This is a genomic window from Marinomonas posidonica (assembly GCF_043643765.1).
In the GTDB taxonomy this organism is placed as follows: Bacteria; Pseudomonadota; Gammaproteobacteria; order Pseudomonadales; family Marinomonadaceae; genus Marinomonas; species Marinomonas posidonica_A.
Genome location: NZ_JBHZSP010000001.1, coordinates 46545 through 62392 on the forward strand (window position 1 = coordinate 46545; position 15848 = coordinate 62392).

At 42.3% G+C, this 15848-nt stretch carries 24 protein-coding genes; 15 read left to right on the top strand and 9 right to left on the bottom strand.

What is annotated here, in order from left to right:
* Positions 1–75 precede the first annotated feature (75 nt).
* The 4 genes from ACHUFM_RS00250 to ACHUFM_RS00265 all read left to right on the top strand — a co-directional run bounded on the left by ACHUFM_RS00250 (position 76) and on the right by ACHUFM_RS00265 (position 4648).
* Complete coding sequence (locus tag ACHUFM_RS00250; RefSeq protein ID WP_394178420.1) at positions 76–1092, top strand: site-specific integrase; 1017 nt, start codon at positions 76–78, stop codon at positions 1090–1092.
* 232 nt (positions 1093–1324) lie between these two features.
* The gene (locus ACHUFM_RS00255; protein ID WP_394178422.1) at positions 1325–2740 is read left to right on the top strand and encodes a hypothetical protein; all 1416 of its coding nucleotides are present in this window, start codon (positions 1325–1327) and stop codon (positions 2738–2740) included.
* A gap of 33 nt (positions 2741–2773) precedes the next feature.
* A complete protein-coding gene (locus tag ACHUFM_RS00260) occupies positions 2774–3640 on the top strand; it encodes a BRCT domain-containing protein (protein ID WP_394178424.1) in 867 nt (288 codons plus the stop codon).
* A 111-nt stretch (positions 3641–3751) separates the two neighbouring features.
* A complete protein-coding gene (locus ACHUFM_RS00265) occupies positions 3752–4648 on the top strand; it encodes a hypothetical protein (RefSeq protein WP_394178426.1) in 897 nt (298 codons plus the stop codon).
* Between the two features lie 74 nt (positions 4649–4722).
* Here ACHUFM_RS00265 and ACHUFM_RS00270 read toward each other — a convergent pair whose 3' ends face one another.
* The 3 genes from ACHUFM_RS00270 to ACHUFM_RS00280 form a co-directional block, all read right to left on the bottom strand.
* Positions 4723–5019 carry a helix-turn-helix transcriptional regulator gene (locus ACHUFM_RS00270; protein WP_394178428.1) on the bottom strand — a complete coding sequence of 99 codons (297 nt, stop codon included), beginning with the start codon at positions 5017–5019 and terminating at the stop codon, positions 4723–4725.
* 13 nt (positions 5020–5032) lie between these two features.
* Complete coding sequence (locus ACHUFM_RS00275; RefSeq protein ID WP_394178430.1) at positions 5033–5431, bottom strand: hypothetical protein; 399 nt, start codon at positions 5429–5431, stop codon at positions 5033–5035.
* 88 nt (positions 5432–5519) lie between these two features.
* On the bottom strand, positions 5520–6185 hold the full coding sequence (locus ACHUFM_RS00280; RefSeq protein WP_394178432.1) for a LexA family protein: 666 nt from the start codon (positions 6183–6185) through the stop codon (positions 5520–5522).
* Between the two features lie 82 nt (positions 6186–6267).
* On the opposite strand from ACHUFM_RS00280, the gene ACHUFM_RS00285 reads away from it, so the two are divergent.
* From ACHUFM_RS00285 to ACHUFM_RS00330, 10 genes are read left to right on the top strand one after another with little or no spacing between them, the layout of a single operon-like run.
* Positions 6268–6477 (top strand): Cro/CI family transcriptional regulator, encoded by a 210-nt coding sequence (locus ACHUFM_RS00285; protein WP_394178434.1) that lies wholly within the window; start codon positions 6268–6270, stop codon positions 6475–6477.
* Positions 6478–6508: 31 nt separating this feature from the next.
* A complete protein-coding gene (locus tag ACHUFM_RS00290) occupies positions 6509–6943 on the top strand; it encodes a phage regulatory CII family protein (protein WP_394178436.1) in 435 nt (144 codons plus the stop codon).
* 7 nt (positions 6944–6950) lie between these two features.
* Complete coding sequence (locus ACHUFM_RS00295) at positions 6951–7169, top strand: hypothetical protein (RefSeq protein ID WP_394178438.1); 219 nt, start codon at positions 6951–6953, stop codon at positions 7167–7169.
* Positions 7127–7297, top strand: coding sequence for a hypothetical protein (locus ACHUFM_RS00300; protein ID WP_394178440.1), 171 nt, complete (start codon positions 7127–7129; stop codon positions 7295–7297). Before ACHUFM_RS00295 ends, ACHUFM_RS00300 begins: the two co-directional genes overlap by 43 nt.
* The gene (locus tag ACHUFM_RS00305; RefSeq protein WP_394178442.1) at positions 7263–7811 is read left to right on the top strand and encodes a hypothetical protein; all 549 of its coding nucleotides are present in this window, start codon (positions 7263–7265) and stop codon (positions 7809–7811) included. The genes ACHUFM_RS00300 and ACHUFM_RS00305 overlap by 35 nt, the downstream gene beginning before the upstream one ends.
* Positions 7808–9613: a replication endonuclease gene (locus tag ACHUFM_RS00310; protein WP_394178444.1), complete on the top strand. Its 1806-nt coding sequence runs from the start codon at positions 7808–7810 to the stop codon at positions 9611–9613. Before ACHUFM_RS00305 ends, ACHUFM_RS00310 begins: the two co-directional genes overlap by 4 nt.
* Positions 9597–9848, top strand: coding sequence for an ogr/Delta-like zinc finger family protein (locus ACHUFM_RS00315; protein WP_394178446.1), 252 nt, complete (start codon positions 9597–9599; stop codon positions 9846–9848). Before ACHUFM_RS00310 ends, ACHUFM_RS00315 begins: the two co-directional genes overlap by 17 nt.
* A gap of 2 nt (positions 9849–9850) precedes the next feature.
* On the top strand, positions 9851–11233 hold the full coding sequence (locus tag ACHUFM_RS00320; RefSeq protein ID WP_394178448.1) for a DNA cytosine methyltransferase: 1383 nt from the start codon (positions 9851–9853) through the stop codon (positions 11231–11233).
* Entirely contained in the window at positions 11230–11586 is a 357-nt protein-coding gene (locus ACHUFM_RS00325) for a hypothetical protein (RefSeq protein WP_394178450.1), read from the top strand. The genes ACHUFM_RS00320 and ACHUFM_RS00325 overlap by 4 nt, the downstream gene beginning before the upstream one ends.
* A 51-nt stretch (positions 11587–11637) precedes the next feature.
* Positions 11638–11916, top strand: a complete 279-nt coding sequence (locus tag ACHUFM_RS00330) for a DUF3850 domain-containing protein (RefSeq protein ID WP_394178452.1) — start codon at positions 11638–11640, stop codon at positions 11914–11916.
* A gap of 49 nt (positions 11917–11965) precedes the next feature.
* Here ACHUFM_RS00330 and ACHUFM_RS00335 read toward each other — a convergent pair whose 3' ends face one another.
* Both ACHUFM_RS00335 and ACHUFM_RS00340 read right to left on the bottom strand, forming a co-directional pair.
* Positions 11966–12391, bottom strand: coding sequence for a hypothetical protein (locus tag ACHUFM_RS00335; protein WP_394178454.1), 426 nt, complete (start codon positions 12389–12391; stop codon positions 11966–11968).
* A 135-nt stretch (positions 12392–12526) separates the two neighbouring features.
* Complete coding sequence (locus ACHUFM_RS00340) at positions 12527–12676, bottom strand: hypothetical protein (protein WP_181799817.1); 150 nt, start codon at positions 12674–12676, stop codon at positions 12527–12529.
* Positions 12677–13030: 354 nt separating this feature from the next.
* On the opposite strand from ACHUFM_RS00340, the gene ACHUFM_RS00345 reads away from it, so the two are divergent.
* A complete protein-coding gene (locus ACHUFM_RS00345) occupies positions 13031–13585 on the top strand; it encodes a KilA-N domain-containing protein (RefSeq protein ID WP_394178456.1) in 555 nt (184 codons plus the stop codon).
* 33 nt (positions 13586–13618) lie between these two features.
* On the opposite strand, the gene ACHUFM_RS00350 is transcribed toward ACHUFM_RS00345, so the two are convergent.
* From ACHUFM_RS00350 to ACHUFM_RS00365, 4 genes are all read right to left on the bottom strand, one after another.
* Positions 13619–14323, bottom strand: coding sequence for a hypothetical protein (locus ACHUFM_RS00350; protein WP_394178458.1), 705 nt, complete (start codon positions 14321–14323; stop codon positions 13619–13621).
* Positions 14320–15045, bottom strand: coding sequence for a hypothetical protein (locus tag ACHUFM_RS00355; RefSeq protein WP_394178460.1), 726 nt, complete (start codon positions 15043–15045; stop codon positions 14320–14322). Before ACHUFM_RS00355 ends, ACHUFM_RS00350 begins: the two co-directional genes overlap by 4 nt.
* An 81-nt stretch (positions 15046–15126) precedes the next feature.
* A complete protein-coding gene (locus ACHUFM_RS00360) occupies positions 15127–15489 on the bottom strand; it encodes an N-acetyltransferase (RefSeq protein ID WP_394178462.1) in 363 nt (120 codons plus the stop codon).
* A 155-nt stretch (positions 15490–15644) separates the two neighbouring features.
* Positions 15645–15824 carry a hypothetical protein gene (locus ACHUFM_RS00365; RefSeq protein ID WP_394178464.1) on the bottom strand — a complete coding sequence of 60 codons (180 nt, stop codon included), beginning with the start codon at positions 15822–15824 and terminating at the stop codon, positions 15645–15647.
* Positions 15825–15848: the final 24 nt, after the last annotated feature.

Consider the following 15848-nt stretch of genomic DNA (forward strand, 5'->3'; position numbering starts at 1 on the left):
TTTTCCTATCCTGTGCTATGTTTTTAAAAATTTTGCACCAAATCTGCACCGCAATTTGCACCGGAGAGAGTTAAAGTGGCCTCAATATTCAAAACGGAAGATGGATCATGGCGTGCTCAAGTAAGCGTTCATGGAAAACGTAAAACAAAGCGTGGTTTCTCTACCAAGCGAGAAGCTCAGGACTGGGCATTTAAGCTAGAACAAGAAGCCAAAGAAAGCATCTCTTCCGAAATCCCAGATCGTCCTTTCAGCGAAGCCCTAGAGCGTTACCGTGATACCGTAAGCGTGACCAAGCGCGGACAAAAGTTTGAAATACGACGAATTGACCGATGGTTGGGCAACGGATCGGACGACACAGACCCTTTATGCTTTATCTCACTGCAGAACCTACAAGCAAAACACTTTGCAGAATGGCGTGACAGACGCCTACAGCAAGTTGCGGTGGGTACCGTACTAAGAGAATGGAATGTCTTGTCAGCCATTTGCAGTGTCTGCTCAAAAGAATGGGGATGGCTAAAGGACAACCCCATGTCCAAAGTAAAACGGCCAGCAGAACCAGAAGCCAGAACAAGGCGATTGCTACCAGGTGAGTTTGAACAACTCATGATCGCCACACAATACGACATAGACACCCCACCAGAATCCAAAAGCGAACGAATAGGCGCTGCCATCGTCTTTGCCATAGAAACCGCCATGCGTGCCGGTGAAATTTGCGGCATCACCTGGGAAGACGTGGACCTAACCAAGCGAACCGTATACCTACCCAAAACCAAAAATGGCAACCCAAGAACAGTGCCATTATCCAAAACCGCGGTAAAAGTGTTAGAACAACTTAAAACGCTCGAAGACTGCAAACGAAAAGCCTTCAATCTAAAGTCAGATTCCCTTGATGTGAACTTCAGAAAGATTCGTAACAAGTGCCTGATAGATGATCTACACTTTCATGACCTTAGAAGGGAAGCACTGACTCGGCTAGCGAAAAAAGTGGATGTGCTGAACCTAGCTAAGATTTCTGGCCATACCGATTTACGCATCTTGCAAAAGGTGTATTACGCACCAGATATGGGTGACATTGCTTTGATGTTGGATTGATTAAAAAATAGGCGTATCATAATTCCATCGATGAGATGGTGCCTATAGCACGCGGTGCAAGACCGTCAATCTTGCATCAACAAAGAACCGCCCAAGTGGCGGTTTTTTTGTATCTGAATCTTTCATTTACATTTAGTTACTTATGTTGAAAATTAAGAGGTTATTTTTTTATGTAAATTAAATATAAGATGTGTACATCAACTAATTGACTAATTTTATTAAGGATGTAGATATGAGTAGATGGAAAGAGGCTTTTGAGAATGGAACGTTTAAGGTTGCTTGGGATAAGCTTAGCGACACTGTCCTGTCTATTCAGGAGGAAAAAATAAATATTGAGGATGCTACAGAATTAGCCAGGTTAAAAAAAGTAGTAGTCTATCTAAATGACACTTTGAATTATTTAGATTTTGATCTTGTTTCTATTGCACTATTCAGTGATGCATTAACTCAACATTGTACAAAAGCATTTAATGAGCTTTCTTTGTACCTATCTAGCCAAAATAAAACTAATTTAATAAACACCAACACAAGTATTGATGTAATTCTTAATAATCTCAAAGGGTATGCGCCTAAGGTAGATGAAGGCGATAGTGGTACTTCTCATAGCCTAACCGTTTATAAAGAAAGTCTTGATAAGGCAATAAAGCACTTTGTCACCGATTTAGAGACTAAGAAGAAAGAAGTTGATGAAAATTATAAAAAAATAAATGATTTTCGTAATGTACTTCTTGATGATGTAGAGGGCCGTGAATCTTTAAAAACAAAGTTTGAAGAATTGCTAAGTAGTGCCGACCAAGAGTGTGTAAAAATACATAGCTTATATTCTAGATTATTTGATGGTGTCAATTCCATTTCCGCAAAAATTGAGCAGGCTAAAATTGATGCAGAGAAAAATGCAGAAGCAATCCGAAAAGCCTATGCAGGAGCAAGTAATAATTTAGAAGATATAGACTCATATTATATTCAAGTCATGGGAGAAGAAGATATCGATGGTGTTCGCAGTGGTGGACTGAAAAATGAACTTGATAAATTATTGAAAAATCTTTCTGATTTCGAGATTGAGCAGAAGAATAAATATACAGCTTTAAATGAAGAAATTAGGAGTGCTCTACCTAGCGCGACAAGAGCTGGTCTAGCAACAGCGTTTAGTGATATGAAAAAATCATTTACTCTACCTATAATTATAAACTCCATAATTTTTTATTTGGCAGTGATATCCCTTGTTGGAATATCAATTTATTTTTTAATTGATATTGATGATAAGGGAAAGATTATAGTTGTAACATTTACTAATCTTAGTGATGCTTTCAGCAACTTGGCTCAAAAATTACCCATAATACTTCCTTTAGTTTGGCTAGCTGTTTTTGCATCGAAAAGAAGGAGTGAATCTCAAAGGCTGCAACAAGAATATGCCCATAAAGAAGCCCTAGCTTTTTCATATCAAAACTTCAAAGAGCAAATTGATAAATTGGGTGCAGAAAATAAAGAGGAAATGTTAGACAAGCTATTGGTATCAGCTATATATGCTGTTGCATCTAATGCATCAGAAACACTAGATAAGAAGCATGGCGACAATTCACCAATACATGATCTTTTTGGTGGTTTAGTGAAGTCAATGTGGTCGAAAAAAAAGGATAAGAGTGAGTAAGTTTTAATATATCTCATTTTTAAAGGAGTAATCATGGACAGTTCAACACCGAATTACGCGCGAGCCAGTAACAAGAAAAAAGCCATTTATTCTTTGAAGGGGATTTTGCAAGGTGTGGTGGCAGATACCAAGCTCAACACGATGGAGGCACTTTACCTCAACACCTGGCTGTTGGATTCAAAGCCATTACGTGATGACCCTGATGCACAGGACTTGCTAGACCTAATTAGTGATGCGTTAGTAGATGGTCAGTTCACAGCGGAAGAATTGGACGATCTAAACGCACTCATTACCGACATCATCGAATTTCGCTCATTCGAGGACGTTACTGAATCGGATTACCTTAATGAATTTCTAGGGTTAGTCAGTGGCATTGTTGCAGACGATCAGATCAATGCTGAAGAATTCGAATACCTCATTGATTGGATAAACCGTCATTCAGATATAATGGACGACTCTACAATCAGAAGCGTTGCAGCTAAGCTGATGGAGTTTTCAGAGCTTCAACAACCAACCCCTACCGATGAAGAAAGTTTATTGTCTTTCTTAAAACAAACGGCTGGCATTCGCTTCCTTGAAACGGGTGCGGCAGATGCTCACCCTATGGATCATATTGCAGACCGCATCGACTCTATGAACCACGAGCGTGCGGCCATTTGCTTTACTGGTGTATTCAATACAGGCACCCGCAAAGAAGTAGAAGCGATTGCCATCAAGCTGGGCGCTACGCCTCGCAAAGACCCAAGCAAATCGATTCATTATGTAGTGATTGGTTCTCAGGTATCACCAGATTGGAAGCACACCAGCTTTGGCCGCAAGATACAGAAGGCAATAGAGCTACGAGAGAGTGGGCATCCGCTTATCATCCTAACGGAACAAGAGTGGATTAGGTTTATTTAGTCTATTGTTAATAACTAAGAAGTGAAGTCAATACAACGTTTTTGAAGTTGAGCATCGGCCAGAGCAAAGAAAGCAATTTTTCTGATTTCATTCACTAAAAGAGATACGCACATGGACAGTATAAGAGATAGTATGGTTAAAAGAGCTGAAGATAAAGGGTTCACTTTTTTCAGGGAAACAACCTGGAGCTCTTCTTTAAAGCAAAAGGACTTATCAAAAGTTCGAGATTTTTTGTCGAATAATTTTTTTGGTAATGTTGATGTCTCTCTTGTAGTACCTATGAAGAATGAAAATTTAGATTTAAAGTGGGTTAATTATTATGATGCAGGTAATGATATGCAGCCTTGCTCTACTCTACAAAATAAATTTATTCCTGCTGGTAGTAATAATATAAAGCTAACTTTTTGTTATTTTAGTGAAGAGGAAGAAAAGGCTAAAAACTCTCAGACTCTATATATTGTAAACTCTCTCAGGCTTATATTCGGAGTGCCTATTGCAAGAGAGCTTATTTTTGTTAGGCGTTTTTCTACTAAAAGTGATGCTGTGATGTCTTCGGATGTTGGTTATGCTTCAGTTTTTATTACTCAATCTTTGAATATGTTTGAAAATCCCCCTATTGAGGGTGCAGAACTTATTAATATATCTGAAGAGGCTATGATTTTACTAGATAAGGCTTTTCTTCAAAAATATGAAATCGAACGCTTTATTCTGATGTGGTTAGCTTTTGAAGCTTTAGGTAACGACTGTTTTAAAGGTAAAAATAATGGGAAGAAGCGTGAATGGTTTTGCATAAATGAATTGAAATCTAGTTTGATTAACGATGAGGTAAATAGGTTGTATCGAATTAGGTGTGATATGTTTAAAGAAGGAAAAAAATCGTCATCAACAATGGGTGATGAATGTTGGTCTCTTTACGCTATATTGCAGTTAGCTATTATGAAAAATTGTCCCCAGCGTGATGCTTTTTTGAGAGGTTATGAGAAAAAATTGTTGGCAAAAAATATTTAGAAGCCCTTATCGATATTAAGTTCCATATTAAAAAACCGCCCTTTGGCGGTTTTTTTGTGTCTGGTGAAAGTCACTTAATGGGTGATCTTTTGGGCGAGTGCCCAGGCCATTACGTCGCTGGCGACCCATCGCCAGTTGGTGCGGTTTTCTGAGCCGCCGACGTTGCGTGCTTTTGGAAAAGTTCGTTTGCAGGCTACGTCACCCATGAATTTCTTCTTTGATAGACCAAGGTAGGCGGCGCATTCGTTTGAGCCCCAAAGGGTTTTGTTGTCTGCCACTTTTGGTTTGCTTAGCGTCTGGATAAGTTGTTCTAGTTTTTCAGCTAGGGCGCTTTCGGCTTTTGTTTGCATTTGGGTGTTTGAGTTTTCCATGTTCTATATCCTTCTAGTTAGCGATGTGAAGTGTTTGGTTGTTTGCTTTGTCCAGTAGGGCAAGGCGAGTTAGGTATTTGCTTGTGACCAAATTGCTTAGTGGAGTTGTTATCCATTTGGCGCAAAGGTCTGTTTGGATAAGGTGGGACGTTGCTAGTGAGTAGGGTTCTAGGTCCAGCATGTAGGCCACAAAGAAGCGCCACATTCTGACAAGGGTTGGGTTTTTGAGGTTGTCCAACTGCTCGTTGATGCTCAATTCTGAGTAATCGGTAAAAAATGCTTCAATGTCTTGTTTGATTCTCTCGCCGCCTTCTAGCTCTGCAAATTCCATAAAGTCCTGATTTTGCATCGCAGTCGTGATAAGTCCGTGAGAGATAGGGTTATTAATATCTGAGTTGCTTGAATTTGGCATGTTAAGAATCCTTGTTTGTTGGAAAGTTTTCTTAACAATAGGTTCGAAAAAATAGTTTGTCAAGTTTACTTAACAAACTATTTTTTGATTAAAGCTTCATTTTTACTTCTGTAACGACACCAACAATGCGGCAATTACCATTTATGGTAATAGGGCTGTAAGTTGTGTTTAAAGGTCTTAGTGACTTCTGACCAGCATCAATGACGAGCTTTTTAAAGGTAACTTCGTCAGTACCATCCAGTTTAGCGACGACCAACTTTCCGTTTTCAGGAGCAATATCGGGATCAACTAAAATTAACATCCCTTCTGAAATACTTAGTCCGAATGGGGCTGTCATACTATCGCCAACTACTCGCAGCCAAAAGGCATTTTCACTGGCTGAACTTGGTGCTTCTTCCCACTCAACATCATCACCAGCTTCATAGTAATCAATGGCTTCAGTCCAGTTTCCTGCTTGAACATGGCTTATAACCGGTAGTCTTTTAGATGGTGGCTGGAGTGGAGCTGGTGCCAGATTATAAAAACCGTCAGGTTCTTTAATTGCACTACTACTTTCATTTCCATTTCGAATCCATTCTGGTGTTGTTTTCAATACCTTCGCTAGATTGAGAAGGTTTTCACCATTTGGGTAAGTCCTGTCAGTTTCCCACAGAGATATAGTCGCACCGGAAACATTCAAGAGCTTCCCTAGTGCGCGCTGTGAAATCTTAAGTTCTTTCCTTCTGTGAAGGATTCTTTCTGCAATTGTTTTCATAGAACTTATGTTAAGTCATCTTGACACAAGTATTCTTGTCAATTATGTTAAGAAAACTTGATGTTTTAAATGAGGTCATAGCATGCTTAAAAATAAGGTTCTTGCCTTCTTCAAAGAACAGAAACAAAACCAGAGCTGTATTGCTCAACAACTAGGTGTTTCGAGAGCTGCGGTATCAGCTTGGGCTGAGGTTATTCCTCAAGTTCAAGCCATGCGCTTAGAAAAAATCACCAATGGGGCTCTGAAATACGACCCTTCACTCTATGAATCCAAGCATAAGCAATCTGCTTAATCACAAATACATTTGATTTTCTGGGGAGAAAATGACGATGGATTACTTTCAGCAAGCACTTCACGATTTGGTTCACCAATCTAATCAGTCTTCGAAAGAGATTTCGGCCGCGTTGGGCATGAGCCACCAGGTATTGATCAACAAGGTCAATCCGAACAACACGGTCAACAAGCTAACCGTTCATGAGCTTCACGCCATTCAATTACTCACCGGAAACGATGTGGTGCTTCGCGCCATGCAGGGGGCCATTATTTTGTCGGCTTTAAAAGATGCGCCTTGTTCCATTGTGGAAGCGGTGGTGTCCAACGGCAAAGAATGCGGCGACGTGTTTTCGGCAGTACAGGAAGCCATGGCAGACAACCGCTTAACAGAGCGCGAGCGCAGTAAGATTTTGAAAGAAATTCGAGAGGCGATTGCGTCATTACAACGCACTGAGCTGGCGGTGTTGGCTCACGGCCAAGCATGAGGTGCTTATGGAATACGTTTGCGCTAACTGTGGCTGGGAAGGGCCAAAAGCCAAACTAGGAAAGTCATTGACCTTACTCGGGGTGAAAGACGAGTTTTGCCCCACCTGCGGTAAGGAGGACTTTTTAGTGAATGACACCGAGTTAGAAGAGATTGTGTTTCACCAAACGACAGGAGAGGGAACATGCCTACTACTTCGTCCATTGAACAATCCTACGAACAGTTAAAAGCCTTTGTGCTAAAGCGTCCGCCAGAGTCTATTCGAGCGGCGATTAATAAGTCTTGGGTATCCGAAAAAGCAACATTAGAGGCGATGAAACATGACCGCACAACCAGTAAGCGCACCACGAATTGAGGCTGTTTTATTCTCGTTTACGAAAACGGAAATCAATGTCATGCGTCTTATCTCGGCTCATTGGCAAAAGATGTATGCCTGCCACGAGATCGATAGAGGCGAGCCAGTAGGGTTGACCTTATACAGCGTTTGGTCCCCTTCGTTCACGTTAGAAAAGCTATCCCAACAGCCGAGTTTTAGAACGGATCGCGTAACTTCTGAATGTTACGACGTGGGCAGCATAGGCGCGCAATTGTCATTCCCGCTTTGTACTTGGGAACTGGACATGCTCAGTGCCATGGTGAACTTTGCTATCCGTGGTCAGCTGAATCGTTTTTTACTGACAGATAAAGGCGTCATGGCGGATGTGGTCGGCTCGCACTTTACTCAGTCATGGACGTGCAACAGTACCGCCATTGCGGTGGCGGAAAAGCTGGATTTACTGCGTAGTGTAGCTGGGTTGTTTTCTGGTCACAGTGGGTATGCCTTTGCTTTGCAAAGAGTAGAGCGCTTGCAAGGGGTTGAAGCCGTATGAGCAGTACCTTGAGTTATTGGAGTCGCCCACAGGTAGAGCAGGAAATACCGCCAGCGCCAGTGGGTTTTATGTGGCCTTATGAGTGTGAGCAGTGGCGCCGCAAACAGCTGGAAGGTTTAAGTCGTGAAGACGCTTCTGTTTTTCATGAGCGTCTTCAGGAGTTGGACAAACAGCAAGGTTATATCAAGGCCAATGCTTGGCTTTCCCACTCGGTTGAACGCTTCAAATTGCTGGAAAAACTGGCCGTATTGCGTCCGGTGGTAACAGGTGAGTTTGAGCGACTGCTAAAAGCCGCAGGGAATGATATGGCCATGGATTGGTTGCGTGACGTAGTAAAGCGATTGCACTACTGCGACAAGCTAATTACCGAATTAGATGGTGAAGAGCTTCACCGCTGGGCAGCGGAAAAGAGCAATTACTTTGAGGTGGAAATCTATGCCATTGGTACCCAAGGCACCCCAAGTGCGGTGAAAGCATTCATTGCTTTGCAGCTTGAGCAAGTGGGGGCCACGTTTGACCACTGGGATGACAACGACAGAGTAGCGGGGCTCGCCGCGCGAATGATCACCAATGAATGGTGGGTTCGCCAAGCCAAGCGCCAATGGATAGTGGTGGAAAATGTGCTGAGAGAATGCGGGCAGGTACACCGCTATAAGTCGCCTTATGTGTCTTGGTGGGCGTTGGGCAAAGCCGAAAAGCAAGCCGCAAATAACAAGGCGTTTTTGGAAGGCTGGGAAGCCGTGAATGATTTGGGGCAGTCGTTCACATTGGCCGAATTATCGAAAAAGGGCGTGTCTGACCCCGATAATCGCTTTGCGGAAATGGTCGTTAGAGCAAAGGGCATGGAAGAAATCGCCGACGAGTTAGGCCACGATGGTTGGTTTATCACGCTGACGTGTCCTTCTAAGTATCACCCCATTTCACGCGGTAAACGTAACTTGAAGTTTTGGCGAGCAGGAAGCCCCAGTGTAAGAACCGCACAAACCTATTTGAACTTGGTTTGGCGTCGCTTTCGTTCTTGGTGTAATCGCCACGAGATTCCTTTTTATGGTCTGCGAACAGTGGAGCCGCATCATGATGGCTGCCCACACTGGCACCTAATGTTATGGACCGATCCTAAACACTCTAATGACTTTTTACGCGCCTTTGCCAAGTACGCCTTGCAGGAAGATGGCAACGAGCAAGGGGCGAAAAAGCACCGCATAAAAGTGAGAAAAATCGACAAGGACAAAGGCTCGGCGGTGGGGTATATCGTCAAATACATTTCGAAAAACATTCACGGTAAACACGTCGATACCGACCACGAAACAGGCCGAAGCGGTAGTGACGCTGCCAAGCGCATTGTGGCGTGGGCGCGCTTAAACCGTATTCGTCAGTTTCAGTTTCTTGGTGGTGCCAGCGTGACCGTTTGGCGCGAGTTGCGGCGCTTGGGGAAAGACAAAGCCCCCAAAGCTTTTGCTGACATTTACCACGCGGCCAACCGAGCGGACTTTGGCGGGTTCGTCAAACTCATGGGAGGGGTGTTTGCGGGTAAAAACCAAACCCTGAAAACCCACTACAGTGAGCCAGAAGAAAACCAATATGGGGAAATGGTGAAGTCGGTGAAAGGGGTGGCAAAAGGGATTGATGTGCTGATCACTCGAATTTACGAATGGACAGTGCGTAAAAAAGGGTCTTTGGCTTTGGAGGACGGCGAAGCCGTCCCTTGGACTCGTGTCAATAAGTGTACGGGGCCGAATTTCGGCCCTGAAAATGAGCCAACCAAATACGGTGGAGGTGGCCAATATGTCAGTCCGGGTTAAATGCCCTCGATGTAAAGGCAAAGCGATCATTACCAACAGCAATGATCTCGCAAAAGACATAAAAGACGTGTTTTACAAGGAGCTTTACGTGCAATGCATAGGTGAGGGCGGCTGCGGCGCGCGTGCTGTATTTGGCATGGAATTTAAGCACTACATCAACCCGCCACAAACCGACGTGGTCAGCATGGCGCGGAAGATTTTAGAGCAGCAAGAACAACTGGAGCTTGAGGGCTGAGTATGAAAAGGGAAATCATAGTTGACAATTTCGCCGGTGGTGGCGGTGCCAGTACAGGGATGGAGCTTGGTTTGAATTGCAATGTGGACATTGCCATTAACCACGATCAAGCAGCCATTGATATGCACAAAATGAATCATCCAGAAACACGCCATTACTGTGAATCGGTATGGGATGTTGATCCGGTAGAAGCATGTAATGGTCACCCTGTTGGGTTGGCGTGGTTTTCACCCGATTGCAAACACTTTTCAAAAGCCAAAGGCGCAACACCTGTAAACAAAAATATTCGTGGTTTGGCGTGGGTGGCTGTACGTTGGGCTGCATTGGTACCTGTTCGAATGTTCATACTTGAAAACGTGGAAGAGTTCTTAACGTGGGGGCCAGTTGTAGATGGCAAGCCATGCAAAGCGAGAAAAGGTGAAACTTTCAAAGCATTCATAGCAGCACTAACAACAGGCTTACCATTAGACCATCCAAGCATTGAAGACATAAAACACGCACTAGGTGAAGAATTCGATTTATCAAAGATCGAAAGCGGCTTGGGTTACCAGGTGGAATGGCGAATGCTCAAAGCATGTGACTATGGAGTACCAACAAGCCGTACACGTCTTTTTTTAATCGCTCGTAAAGATGGCGAGCCAATTGTATGGCCTAAGCCAACCCACGGTGATGGGCTGAAACCCTACAAAACAGCGGCCGATATTATTGACTGGAACCTACCCGTTAAATCGATTTTCGGAAGAAAGAAACCGTTGGCTGAAAATTCACTCAAGCGAATAGCTAAAGGATTAGAAAAGTTTGCCTTTAACGATGATCCATTCATAGCACCGGTAGACACAAAAATTAGCTTTATTACCGAATACGCCAATGCCAGCCATCAAAGAAACATGGCGATAGACGAGCCATTGCGCACGATTTGCGCGCAAGTCAAAGGCGGGCATTTTGCCTTGGTCACTAGTCACATTGTGAAGTTTCGCGGCGACAACATAGGCCACGGTACCAACGAGCCTTTACACACCATTTCAGCCGGCGGTTTCCACCTTGGTGAAGTGCGCGCCTTTCTTATCGAATACTACGGAACAGGCAGCGCCCAAGAGATTGACCAGCCGTTGCATACCATTACCACGCGGGATCGTTTTGGTCTGGTTATGGTTAAGGGGACTGCTTACCAGATTATTGATATTGGCTTGCGCATGTTGGAACCATACGAGCTCTTTAAAGGCATGGGGTTTCCAGACGGATACAAAATTAGCCATGACAGCCAAGGCAAGAAACTCACTAAGGCTAACCAAGTGGCTCGTTGTGGCAATGCCGTTTGTCCGCCACTGGCCCAAGTGTTGGCAGAATCAAACTACAAACCCTTGCGTGTAGAGATAGCAGCATGAAAGACGCAACCAAAGCCGACCAATTACGCCAGCAAGCCACCAAACGCCAACAAGAGAAGCGCGCCAAAGACAAAGCGCGTAATCAAGAAATGGGCTTAAAAGAGATACGCATACAGCTTTCACGCGCCCAGTTGGCCGACTTGAAAGAACTAAGGCGCTTTCGTGGTGGCTATGACGTGAATGAATACATAGCCACACTCATACGCCGCGACAAACAGCGTATGGAAACAGAACAAGCCCAGTTAGGGCAATGCCAGTTTTGCCAGAAGGCATTACCCAAAGGCTGCAACAAACACTTTAAAGGCCACGGCCAATGCTTCTTCACACGAGAAGAGAAAAAACTAAGGCTTTAACCAAGCGTGACACGTCACAATTTTAAAAATGAACAAACGGGGAAAAGAACCATGCAAGCGCATCAACTAAAAATACACCAAGACTTTTGGAACGACCTAGTAGAAGGCAAAAAGACAGCCGAAATACGGCGCAATGACAGAGATTACAAAGTAGGCGACATCCTACTCATTAAAGCATTTCCGGTGGATGCAGAAGGGTACCAACATGAAACCGACAGCGAAGTCAGAATAATTACCCACATCACAGAAGGTGGCCAATACGGAATAGAAAAAGGCTACTGTTTGCTAAGCATGGCCAAGCCTAACCAAGTGGAGGTGCGAACACTATGAACACACTAAAACAAGTGCGGCGTACGATCTTATCAATCTGTCAGTATCGCTATGCGATTTTATGGACACACCAATCATTGAAAGAAGATTTAAGTTTATTAATAGCAGGTTGTCTATTGTCTACAAGATAGGAAAGCAGTTTTCCCCATTCTGTATCTAAGTTAAGGAAAAAGTGATTATGTTCATCACCATATGTTGACCCTAGAAATTCGATTTCTTCCATTAAGTGGGAGTACTCTTGATGATAGCCGACATCGTGAGCGTATTCTTTTAAATTACAGGCATCTTGAAATGTTGTCCAACTACGACCTTCTGACATCATTACGTTTAGAACTTCTAGAGATTCATCATATATGATCCATTCGAAGTTCTTACGTTTAAAAAGTGCCCAAAAATGAAAGTCACTAGTTACGGAGCCAGATGGTTTGGTTAGCGGGTCTTCAGAGTATTGACCCTTAAAGTATAAGATTTTCATATCGTCACCATTAATTAAACTTTAATTAATGGTGACTGAAATAGAGACAAAGAACTCTTGGTATTCCACGAGATTGTCGTTTTTATCTATTAAGTTGAGAGGGCATTAGAAAACCAATGCCCGTATTTAGATTGGCTAAGCCACCTTGGGCAACGCCTTGTCTAAATCGTCTTGAAGTTGTTCTAGGTGCTCAGCGATTACATGCTGAGCTTCCTCGGGGAGGGCTGCAATGTCCTCAAGTGTTACTTGCTTGAGGTCGTGCAAAAGCAAAATGAAATGTTCCATGATCGTCTCCTTGATCGGTTAATACCCATTCCTTGGGTACCCAAAAGAGTAGAACGAACTGTATGAAAAGTAAACAGAGGAATCAAAGCTTGAATATCAAGAAAACTAAGACTACCATTCAAGGGCGCTGGCAAAATCCAGCGTCGGGATTGAGACCCCGTTTTACAACAGCGGCCTAGAACACGCTCCGCGTGTTTTTTTGTGGCCGAAATCCGCCTGTTATGGTGGGTCTTTGTTTGGGCAGCATTCGTGCTGGCCGTTACCTGTTGGCGGTAGTCTCAACCTGAACTCAGATCCACCACCTTAATTGAGATTGAGACCTTGGTTTTGGTGGTTAACAACAGGAGGCCAAAGATGGCTCATTTAATTATCGCTTCTAAAGATATCCGTATACTCGACGGACTGTATTCCCTTAATGATCTGCATAAAGCGGCTGGTGCTGAAAGTAAGCATCGCCCAAATTACTTTCTAAACAATCAACAAACAAAAGAGTTGTTAGCTGAAATTGAAATAGCCGGAATTCCGGCTATTAAAGCTAAACAAGGAATCGGAACTTATGTCTGCAAAGAACTGGTCTACGCTTACGCTATGTGGATCAGCCCCAAATTCCACCTTCACGTCATTCGCGCCTTTGACCAGATAACAAACCAACAGCCCACAGCAACCAACCTAAACCTAGACAACGTTATCTCAGACTTACCCATTGGCACACGCTGCCTACTGTATGTGGACGAATCAGGCACACACATGATGCCCATACACAACAAATCTCTAGTCAACATAGAAACCGTCCGACACATCCAACGAGACGCCAAGCTGCTCAAAAACGCAGTGGACGACTTCCGCCACCGACTCATGGCCCTATCAGGTGAATACAGCTTAGAGAAACTGAAACAACCCTTGCTATAAAACGAAAAACGCCCCAGTGATGGGGCGTTTTGGTTATTGATAAACAGTAGAAAATAAGTCTGTGAGTATATTTAACTTGTCTTGCATGAATAATGATAAACAAGCTATTAATGAAATTATCTTAGGGGCTTGTATGTCTAGTGTTTCACGATGATTTATTACCATATCTAAAGAAACTCTAATATCGATGTATAAGAATACTAAGTACTTTTTAAAGCCAACATTTGTAAGAACACTATAGCGTTGGTTTTTTACTTTTGATTCGTTATTATTGAACTGATAATCAACATCGATATAACGAAGTAGTAGGTACTTTGAGATGAATCGAATCTCCTTTATCGATATCTCTTCATTGTCTGAGGTAACTCTATTTATCTCTAATAAGATACCATCTAACATACCTCGTTGTGATTTATCTATGTTGGTTGTAAGTATTCTTTGATCCTTTGATAGTCTATGGTATTTTATCATTCTAAGTGTTTTTATATAGGGAGACGAGTAATTTTGGTATCTCACATAACAAAACACATTTGAAATAAACAGTAAGGCCATTAGACCCTCAGGGTTTAGAAAATCTATTTTAAATAAGAAGGTGTTAGCTTCTTTTATTGTAGCAGCTGATAGTGTTAGAGCCAACGTAACTAATGCTACATATATGACCATTTGTCTCTTGGATTTTAGGCCTTTGTCATCATCAAGCTCTTTGTGGAATTCCTTTATTTCATCCTCTATTTTCATCTTGTAATCCTGTTTAAAAACGAAGTGACTTTATCTTGAAGAAGGTTCGGTGATATATCAAATTGGATTAAAATGGCACAAAGTACTGCTAGACAGAGCAAAAAATACGGTAATAAGTACTCAATGCTATCTTCTGATGTACGAATAAATGAAAACCATGCTCTTACTTTGATGAAAGGTAGTTCTTTAACGATATTTAATGGTATTAAAAAATGCTTATCTTCAAGGCCTGGAAGATGATTAAAACTGTATTTAGCAATACATTGGATTTTATTTGAAAATATGCCTTCAACTTGATTAAAAACTTCAATGTTATATTGATGACTTGGATTATTTATCCTGGATTGGCTTTTGTTTCGTTTCTCAGCTTGTTTTTCAGCATATTCTTCTCTGTAAATTTTAGTTGCTTTTTCTTTTATTTTTTCTTTTAAAATATTTTTTTTAATAAAAATATTTGAAATTTTGTCTGATTGAATTTTCTTGATAGGTTTGATCACTTTTTCTGAAAAGTTACTCTTTGAACTCAGGTAGAACCTCCAACCGAAGTAAGCTAACAGTACCCAAGATACTGTTGTTAAAGGTGAGGAGTTGTGTATTTCATAGCTAATAAATTGCAACCTAATTTGGTCATCACCGGTGGGTGTTAGGTCTAGCAGCCAATACAGTATGAAAAATATCGAGATGGTCTTGAGATTCCTTGAGTGGTTGCTTGAATCTGTCATTTGAGCTTATCCATTTAATTTGTGTCTAATATAGATCAGTCTTGATCGCGTGACACGTCACAAAATTTGAATGTAACAGCACTACTTGATCGAGATGAACATAGTAACGAGAGGGTTTTCGTCTTCAGGGTCTTGAGCTACAGCCAGAGTTTGAAAGCCTTGGCTTTCATAAAGACGGATTAACCTTTCGTTATTTTCGCACTCTAAAATAATAACTCGCCCACCAATTAAAGCTTGAGCCTGTTTAATAACAACATACACATCGGCTAGAATTTTCTCTAAATCAATAGGGTTATCTGGTATGGATTTGTTTTTGCCGATTTGGCCTATTAGATAGGTGCTGACAGTATTTTTTTTGGCCTTGAGCTTTCTTGCTCTGCTTTTAGAGGTGTCAGGATGTATCTTGATGTCTTTGAAGGTGACGGTAAAGTAGGCCAGTAACAAGCCGTTGTCATCTAAAATAAGGTGTGTGTTGCCTGTGCCTTCTTGTTCAAAGCGAATGGCTTTGTTTAATAAAAAGTCTTGGACGTCGTCATTTGGTGGGCAAGTAAAATCAGCAAAAAGAGCAAGTGCAATTTCTTGCCCTGTGGTAGGATCGGCTAGGATTTCTGAGAGAGATTGAAGCGTCGTGCTAATAGCTGTAATCCTTTTTTGCTTTCTGCTTTCAGGTCTTTGTCTTCAACATCCACTAAGCGTGGTTGTGCAACAGCCTTCATAAAGCGTTTTGAAGATTCTCTATCCTTTATGACAAAGCTTTTGTCGAATGATGTAGTAGCCATTTGAAACTCACTTCCCGAATTGGG

What these genes read in the sequence shown, in the direction of transcription:
- ACHUFM_RS00255 (WP_394178422.1), top strand. Translation starts at nt 1,325, where the DNA reads ATGAGTAGATGGAAAGAGGCTTTTGAGAATGGAACGTTTAAGGTTGCT.
- ACHUFM_RS00260 (WP_394178424.1), top strand. Translation starts at nt 2,774, where the DNA reads ATGGACAGTTCAACACCGAATTACGCGCGAGCCAGTAACAAGAAAAAA.
- ACHUFM_RS00265 (WP_394178426.1), top strand. Translation starts at nt 3,752, where the DNA reads ATGGACAGTATAAGAGATAGTATGGTTAAAAGAGCTGAAGATAAAGGG.
- ACHUFM_RS00270 (WP_394178428.1), bottom strand. Translation starts at nt 5,019, where the DNA reads ATGGAAAACTCAAACACCCAAATGCAAACAAAAGCCGAAAGCGCCCTA.
- ACHUFM_RS00275 (WP_394178430.1), bottom strand. Translation starts at nt 5,431, where the DNA reads ATGCCAAATTCAAGCAACTCAGATATTAATAACCCTATCTCTCACGGA.
- ACHUFM_RS00280 (WP_394178432.1), bottom strand. Translation starts at nt 6,185, where the DNA reads ATGAAAACAATTGCAGAAAGAATCCTTCACAGAAGGAAAGAACTTAAG.
- ACHUFM_RS00285 (WP_394178434.1), top strand. Translation starts at nt 6,268, where the DNA reads ATGCTTAAAAATAAGGTTCTTGCCTTCTTCAAAGAACAGAAACAAAAC.
- ACHUFM_RS00290 (WP_394178436.1), top strand. Translation starts at nt 6,509, where the DNA reads ATGACGATGGATTACTTTCAGCAAGCACTTCACGATTTGGTTCACCAA.
- ACHUFM_RS00295 (WP_394178438.1), top strand. Translation starts at nt 6,951, where the DNA reads ATGGAATACGTTTGCGCTAACTGTGGCTGGGAAGGGCCAAAAGCCAAA.
- ACHUFM_RS00300 (WP_394178440.1), top strand. Translation starts at nt 7,127, where the DNA reads ATGCCTACTACTTCGTCCATTGAACAATCCTACGAACAGTTAAAAGCC.
- ACHUFM_RS00305 (WP_394178442.1), top strand. Translation starts at nt 7,263, where the DNA reads ATGACCGCACAACCAGTAAGCGCACCACGAATTGAGGCTGTTTTATTC.
- ACHUFM_RS00310 (WP_394178444.1), top strand. Translation starts at nt 7,808, where the DNA reads ATGAGCAGTACCTTGAGTTATTGGAGTCGCCCACAGGTAGAGCAGGAA.
- ACHUFM_RS00315 (WP_394178446.1), top strand. Translation starts at nt 9,597, where the DNA reads ATGTCAGTCCGGGTTAAATGCCCTCGATGTAAAGGCAAAGCGATCATT.
- ACHUFM_RS00320 (WP_394178448.1), top strand. Translation starts at nt 9,851, where the DNA reads ATGAAAAGGGAAATCATAGTTGACAATTTCGCCGGTGGTGGCGGTGCC.
- ACHUFM_RS00325 (WP_394178450.1), top strand. Translation starts at nt 11,230, where the DNA reads ATGAAAGACGCAACCAAAGCCGACCAATTACGCCAGCAAGCCACCAAA.
- ACHUFM_RS00330 (WP_394178452.1), top strand. Translation starts at nt 11,638, where the DNA reads ATGCAAGCGCATCAACTAAAAATACACCAAGACTTTTGGAACGACCTA.
- ACHUFM_RS00335 (WP_394178454.1), bottom strand. Translation starts at nt 12,391, where the DNA reads ATGAAAATCTTATACTTTAAGGGTCAATACTCTGAAGACCCGCTAACC.
- ACHUFM_RS00340 (WP_181799817.1), bottom strand. Translation starts at nt 12,676, where the DNA reads ATGGAACATTTCATTTTGCTTTTGCACGACCTCAAGCAAGTAACACTT.
- ACHUFM_RS00345 (WP_394178456.1), top strand. Translation starts at nt 13,031, where the DNA reads ATGGCTCATTTAATTATCGCTTCTAAAGATATCCGTATACTCGACGGA.
- ACHUFM_RS00350 (WP_394178458.1), bottom strand. Translation starts at nt 14,323, where the DNA reads ATGAAAATAGAGGATGAAATAAAGGAATTCCACAAAGAGCTTGATGAT.
- ACHUFM_RS00355 (WP_394178460.1), bottom strand. Translation starts at nt 15,045, where the DNA reads ATGACAGATTCAAGCAACCACTCAAGGAATCTCAAGACCATCTCGATA.
- ACHUFM_RS00365 (WP_394178464.1), bottom strand. Translation starts at nt 15,824, where the DNA reads ATGGCTACTACATCATTCGACAAAAGCTTTGTCATAAAGGATAGAGAA.